Raw genomic sequence first — 5,951 nt, forward strand, 5'->3', positions numbered from 1 at the left:
CCCGAAAAATCGCAGCGCACGCATGAGACCCCCGCTCGGGCTACGCCCTCCCGGCGGTCTCATGCGTGCGCCGCAAGTGGACGACTTTTACTCCGCCCATTGGACTGATTTTGCTCCGCCGTTGACAGGTTCTCCAGGAACAGAACCCCGCCAAGCGTCAGGACGACCGAGACCAGGACCGCTGCTGACAGTTTCAGTAGGCGGTTCTTCGCGGCCAATCTCCCGTTTTCCGCCATGCTTATTTTCAGCTGATGGATCTGTTCCTCGCTCGACCTCAAGTGCCTTCCCAAGGTCGCGTTCAGCGTTTCCTGGGACGTGCGGATATCTTTGCTCATTGTAGAGCCTGCGCTTTTCAACATGCGCTCGATATTCGTCTCGCAGGTCTGAATGGCTTCGTGCAGCGAGGCGTTCTGATCCTGGTGCGCTTGCTCGATGGTCTCGCTCAGCCGCTCTTTCAGCGGTCTTCTCTCTGGTCCAATCTGCATGGAAAATGTCTCCTTTGAGCCGCCAGCGGGTGCCGCTGTCCGGGTCCTTGACTGTGAGATAGGTTTTGCCCTGGCGGGGCAGTTCGAAGCCGGCGCCTTCAAGCGCGGCGACCATGTCCGGCCGGGACGAGATCTGACCGGCGACGATCAGGTCTTCCAGCCAGTGCTGGATGTCTTCGCGGCCCTGGGCCCGAAGTTTTTTCTCCGGTAGCTGCTTGATGTCCTGTGATCTGGAGGGATCCTGCGGATCGGCCCAGCCATGCTCCTTGTTGAGCATGTCACGCAGGCTATCCATCGCCTTCTGATAGCCGGGCGGGGAGATGTTCAGGCTCTTGCCGGAAGTCAGCTCCATGCGCGGCGTGCAGAAATGCAGCTCCACCCGGCCTTCGTGGCTGTGCCGGACCCAGAGCATGTCGACCTGGTCGCGATCCAGTCCGGCGAAGGCCAGCTCGTCAAAGGCATCCATGACGGCCTGCTGTTGCTCGTCCGTCGGATGGTCGTCTTTGTCGAAGCTGACCACGCCCGCCCGGTACGTCCAGGCATGCGGGCAGGCATCGATCAGAGCCCTGGTGTGGTCCGGATCGCCCGCCAGAACTTCCGGCAACGGATCGCGGCTCTTCATCAGCGGGACGCCAGCGTCGTCGCGGATGAGATCGCGATTGCCGTCGTAGGCAAGCACGTGAGAGGCGATCAGATAATCGACCGGTGCCGAGCCGCCGCCCTTGCCACTGCGGAACAGCTTAATCAGCATGATCGGCGTCCTGCTGGCGATGGCTGGCAAGCAGGGCTGACATCTGGCGCTCGATGCCGATCAGCTCGGCGAGCAGCTGCAGGCCGTCGAGCTGACGCATGTCGCCGGCCGCCTGGGCGGCGTTCACGGCGCGGGCGATCTGATTCAGGTTGGTGCCAATGCGGCTGAGCGCCGTCACAAGCTGCGGATCGACCTGCGGTGTGGCACGGCGGCGCGAGGGTTTGATCTGCCCCAAGGCTCCGCGCAACAGCTCCGAGACGGAGATTTTGTCGGCGGCGGCGCGGCGCTTGAGATGTCTCTTTTCCTCCGTCGTACAGCGCAAAACAACCGTCTCGGCGAGACAGGCCGTTTGCGGTCCGGAGGGGTTCGAAGGGGAGGCCTGCCGCCCCTCGCAAGGTCCCGTGTCGTATGACATGGGTCGCCTTGCTCTTGTCAGATCCGCCGCAGTCATGCCGCTTGCCTACAGGCTGCTTGCGAGGCCGATTGGTGTGCAAATGCCGGCAGTCGGTTCAGGAAATACGACAGGCAATCCTGCTCTTTGTCCGAGTCCGCTTCCGGTGGCCATCGGCCGGGAAGCTGGTATCCGGACGAGCCGTTCACGCTGGTCGCGAGATTGAACCGCGCCAGGTCGGGCAGGGTCTTTTCGGAAAGCCAGGCGTTCCATTCCTCGACCTGCCGGGTCTGGTTTTTTGGAAGAACGACGACGGGAATGGAGCGGCGGGGAGCCGCCTTCGCGTGCGCCTCACGCGCGTTAGGTTTTTTATTTATTTCTTTCTCTAAGTTTGGTGGACAGATTTGACCGCCTTCGCCGGACACATCTGACCGCCTTTCGGGACAGATCTGTCCGCCTTCTGGCCGGGCAAGGGGGACAGATTTGTCCGTCTTTTCTCGAAGCTCGGAGGCCTTTAGGATCGAAGTGTCGGTAGGGCGATATTCCGTATTGTGCCCGACACCATTCCCGCGTTGAACGCCAAGCCAGCCACCTTCTTCCAGATCGCGGATGGCACGCTGGATGGATTTGACACTCTTGCCGGTTGCTTCGGCAATGGTCTTGTAGGACGGCCACGCCTTCTCGGTGTGGCCGTTTACATGTGCGGTCACGATGTAGAGTGCTACGCACTTGGCATTGTCGTTGATATTGGCATCGCAGCTCAGCAGACGCAGCCACTGAAGCTTCACTTCCCGGAACGGACGGCGCTCAGCCATGTGCGCCTCCCTGGAACGACGTTGCTACCCGCTGAGGCGTGGCGGTCGTGGCTAGGGAGAAAACGCGAACAAAAGGCGTTTCTCGTACATACTGCGAACAATGCCCGTTTGGAGCATCTCGGAGCTTTGTGTAGGCGTTTGATTTATCTGAAGATTTTTGGCGCACCCGACAGGATTCGAACCTGTGACCTCTGCCTTCGGAGGGCAGTGAAGTATCATTGACTGCGCATAAAAAATCAATATTTTCAGTAAGTTAATGTCGCTACGTGTCGCTGACTGTCGCATTCTGACGCCTCTTGATGTGCCAGAATTGTGCCATGTAGTCAATGAACCTCAACAGTTTCGACTTTGTTTACCTTGAACAAACTTCCCGTGGCGGGAGCGTTGACAGTAGCGGCTGAGGCTGACAATTTTTAATGTAGGGTTGAGGGTCCCCAAAGGCTCTTTTTTCATCGAAAGTGTTTGCCAAATCTTGGTTTGGTAAGCCAGTGCCAGTGGTTCAGTACTACACTGAACCGGCCTTTGGGTTTTTATTAGTGTAGGCCCTGTCTACGTTGTTTGTGCGCCTCGCAAGCACGTTTCCTGACTACGGGAGACGTGTGTCCAAATGCGCGCGCAACAGAAACTTTTGCTGGACTACGAGTCCGCCGCTGAAGCCCTCAGCCTCACCCGCTCTGCACTTCGTGATCTTGTCTATAAGGGCCGGGGGCCCGCCACGATTAAACTCGGTCGGCGGACTATGTTCGCTATGTCCGATTTGGAAGCCTTTATTGAAGCAAATCGAATTGCGTCGGGAGGACTTACTCCGTTTTTCCGGACGGAGCGGAGCACCGATGCTGCCCCAAAGAAGAGACGGCGTGGCCGTCCGACCAAGATCGAACAACTCGCTCGCGAAGCCCATTTCCGTTCTCGTGAGGGAGGTGAGGCATGAGTGGCTCCGTCAAATACACCTGGATCAAACCGCCAAGCCTCAAGGAACTCCTCGAAAATGTAGGCTACCTGGGAAAAGGTCATGTACGAGACGGCTTTCTTAAGGAAGCTCTTCGGCCTGAGATTGAACGGGGCGATGAGCTAGCGGAGAAGATCAATAGGCAGAACTTCCCACTGCAACCCGTCAACGAAGCCGAGCTGCTTGCAGCGGAATTCGCGGCTTTGGAAGATGAGCAGGATCTCGAGGAATTTGAGCAGGATCTGAGGGACGCTGTGTTCCGAGGGTTCCAATCTGACAACGATGAACCGCTTCAACGGTTCAGAGCTCTTCCGGAGCCTTGGAGGACGCAGATCATCAGAAGGGGCGGCGGGGCAACCAAGGTGCCTCTCGAGGATCTTGTATTTTCCCTTGCTCCTGAGCCAGAACGGAAATCAGCCGTTTCGCGCAAACATGACAGATGGGTTTCGGTTCAAGCCTTGCGCCCCTTGGCCGAATATCTCGTCTACGTCGATGAGCAGTTGGCCTACGTCGATCCTGTAGCGTGTCACTTGTTCAGTTCGTCAGACGACGAGCTTTTGGCGATTGCGGAGAGGGTCGCGCAATGTGCCCAGGCAAGGCACATCCATTCCATTGAAAACGGCGGGGCGGGTGTTCACGGGCGAGAGAGATCTCCCCAAGCGATCCGGCGAGCTCTGCGTCGGAGGATTAGTGCAGCCGTTGTCCATGCATCCGGTTTACTCAAGCTCGTCGGAGGAGAGGAAACCAAGAACGGTGCAAAATATGTCGATCATTGGACACGGGATCGATGGCGTGACCGTGTGGTCAAGACCGAAAACTGGCTGAAAAATAAGGTCCTAACGAATGAGGAAAAGCCTGGCCTCGCCCTCCCGATGTTGGAGGTCGCGGCTGGCAAGCGAAAAACGCGAGCCTCGATGTGGTATGCCATTGTACTTGGGATCCGAGACTGCGTGCGTAGGTCTAACGAATTCCGGAAACGCCGGGCGGCAGAGTTGGAAGCCCGCGGCGAATTGGAAATGGCCAGAGAGCTGTTGGAAGAGAATCTCGTGCCAATTTTTCCAACAGGGACACTGCCGCCGGAGTGGCACCCCAATCCTCGTTACGGTGAGAATGCCTATGACCCGACGAAGACGCCACGTGAAGCGGTCGCGGAGCTTAACAAGCGATGGGGGCGGGCGCGTGCTTTGATGCGGGACCAAGGCGTCTACTTTCTCGGAGTGCGAACCGTCGAGCCTCACGAAGACGGAAGTCCGCATATGCATCTGATGCTCTACGTCCGAGCAAGGAAAGTAGCGGAAGCTTGCAGGATCATCGCTCTGCAATGGCCAGCGACGACAGAAGACGAGGCGACTGCCCGGAAGGCGGGGAACTACGAAGGACCCGCCATGAAAATTAAGATCTGGCAGGACCGGTCGGGACAGGATGCAGCGGACCCGGCCTCCTACGTCATGCACTACGTGATGAAGTCCATCGACTACGACGGTGAAACTCATCCTGACGTTCTGGCTGCGACAACCGATGGGGAAAGGCAAAAAGCCGCTCGGCAAGGGGCAAGAGCCGTAGCCTGGGCATCGACGATGAACATCAGGCGTATCTCTTTGGTTGGTTTTCCTCAGGGGACGATCGGTCGCTGGGAGGCGTTCTTTCGGGAGCTTCAGAGCGATGGGCGCAATCCATGCCCTCATACAAGGGCAATTCTATTCGCAATGAGAAAGAAACGCTGGGCCGAGGCCCTCCTTTTGATAGGTGCGTTTGAGAAGAAGGAGCATCGCCAAGGAATTAAGTCAAAAAGGATTCAGCCAATCAGAAAGATCAGGCTTAACGTTTGGGGTGATGAGGTGAAGGAAACAATAGGATATTATAGTGGAGTAACAGGAGAAGTTATGGTGGAGAAGAAAAAAGTAAAGTGGGAGATTAAGGATGCTGATAAGGTGGAAAAAGATTAGGAAACGTTCCTAAATAATTCCAGAAAATTTACGGGTACTTTCATTTATTCTTAGTTACCCAAGAGGCTATCGGGGGTTGTGCCCCCGAGCGCGGCCTTCGGCCTTGCCTTCCCCCCGTCCGCATGATCGGACTGATCTAGTCCCGAGCAGGGAGCGTTGCCGACGGGCCTGCGGCCCTAGGCAATCGTCCTGCTCGGGCGGGCGGTATTGTAGGGCGCTCCTGAAGCCTCAATAGGAAATGAACCGACCGTGTTGGGGCTTTCAGCCCCTGCCCGCCCCACTCGGTCCATTTCCTGTTGACCCTTCATCCGCGCTTTCCGGCAAGTGCATTGGGTACGACAACGTTTTTTTAATTGACTACGGTCACAGGTGTCTAGGAGAATGCAACTTATAAGTTTAGTTGTTAAAGGCGCCCTAGTTTGGGCGAGAAAGCTTTAGGGTACAAAAAATGGGAAAGTGGAAAAAGAGCTTCAGAAAACTGCCGCCGAGGATCAGTGCAGAACTGGAGAAAATCGATTCACCAAACCTAAAAGTGCTCGCCGGAAAAGTCGTTTCTCGGCAAGAAGTTGAAGATGGTATGTACTCCCATCTTGGTCTTAATATCGATGCTTTGG

4 protein-coding genes and 1 tRNA gene are annotated in these 5,951 nt (G+C 56.7%); 1 reads left to right on the forward strand and 4 read right to left on the reverse strand.

The features are described from left to right. Positions 1–87: 87 nt before the first annotated feature. The 4 genes from DCO57_RS21990 to DCO57_RS22005 form a co-directional block, all read right to left on the reverse strand. Positions 88–1,236: a relaxase/mobilization nuclease domain-containing protein gene (locus tag DCO57_RS21990; protein ID WP_116701071.1), complete on the reverse strand. Its 1,149-nt coding sequence runs from the start codon at positions 1,234–1,236 to the stop codon at positions 88–90. Next, the gene (gene mobC, locus DCO57_RS21995; RefSeq protein ID WP_208978089.1) at positions 1,226–1,651 is read right to left on the reverse strand and encodes a plasmid mobilization relaxosome protein MobC; all 426 of its coding nucleotides are present in this window, start codon (positions 1,649–1,651) and stop codon (positions 1,226–1,228) included. Before mobC ends, DCO57_RS21990 begins: the two co-directional genes overlap by 11 nt. A 32-nt stretch (positions 1,652–1,683) precedes the next feature. Further along, positions 1,684–2,442, reverse strand: a complete 759-nt coding sequence (locus tag DCO57_RS22000) for a helix-turn-helix domain-containing protein (RefSeq protein ID WP_116701073.1) — start codon at positions 2,440–2,442, stop codon at positions 1,684–1,686. Positions 2,443–2,600: 158 nt separating this feature from the next. Beyond that, positions 2,601–2,668: transfer RNA gene (locus tag DCO57_RS22005), tRNA-Ser, on the reverse strand. A gap of 701 nt (positions 2,669–3,369) precedes the next feature. On the opposite strand from DCO57_RS22005, the gene DCO57_RS22015 reads away from it, so the two are divergent. Beyond that, positions 3,370–5,337, forward strand: a complete 1,968-nt coding sequence (locus DCO57_RS22015; RefSeq protein ID WP_116701075.1) for a replication endonuclease — start codon at positions 3,370–3,372, stop codon at positions 5,335–5,337. Positions 5,338–5,951 lie beyond the last annotated feature (614 nt).

Origin of the sequence: Labrenzia sp. 011, from assembly GCF_003075075.1 — a bacterium.
In the GTDB taxonomy this organism is placed as follows: Bacteria; Pseudomonadota; Alphaproteobacteria; order Rhizobiales; family Stappiaceae; genus Roseibium.